Annotated in this window: 1 protein-coding gene; it reads left to right on the top strand. The window is 68.7% G+C overall.

Annotation, left to right across the window (positions count from 1 at the left end; all coding sequences use genetic code 11):
• A partial coding sequence (locus tag AC1DWF_RS35800; RefSeq protein WP_476843203.1) for an efflux RND transporter permease subunit occupies positions 1-630 on the top strand: 630 nt, incomplete at both ends.

The following is a 630-nucleotide window of genomic DNA, read 5'->3' as shown; positions in this document are numbered from 1 at the left end:
TCGTGCGCCTGATCGAGGAGGGCGAATCCCCCCTCGCTGCGGCCTACAAGGGCGCGAAGCAGATCGGCTTCACCATCGTCTCGCTGACGGTGTCGCTGATCGCCGTCTTCATCCCGCTGCTGTTCATGTCCGGCGTGGTGGGGCGCCTCTTCCGCGAATTCGCGCTGACGCTGACCATCGCGGTCATCGTCTCGATGCTCGTCTCGCTCACCCTGACGCCGATGATGACCGGCCGGATGCTGCGGCCCGCCGGCGAGGACCATCCCGGCTGGCTCTCGCGCCAGTTCGAGCGCGGCTTCGACTGGATGCGCGACCACTACGCGAGCAGCCTGCGCTGGGTGCTGCGGCACGAGGGGCTGATGCTGCTGCTGACGGCGGCGACCATCGCCGGCACGGTCGGCCTCTACATCGTCATGCCCAAGGGCTTTCTTCCCGCGCAGGACACGGGGCTGCTGGTGATCACGACCGAGGCCCCGGAGGATTCCTCCTTCGCCCGTGTGGTGACCCTGCAGCAGCAGATCGCCGCCGTGGTGCAGCAGGATCCCGATGTAGCCGGCGTCACCTCCGTGGCCGGCGCCGGCACGGTGAACGCGGCGGCGAATGCCGGGCGCATCACCGCCATCCTGAAGC

The organism is Aminobacter sp. P4_D5 (assembly GCF_056401815.1).
This window is presented reverse-complemented; position numbering and strand designations above follow the sequence as displayed.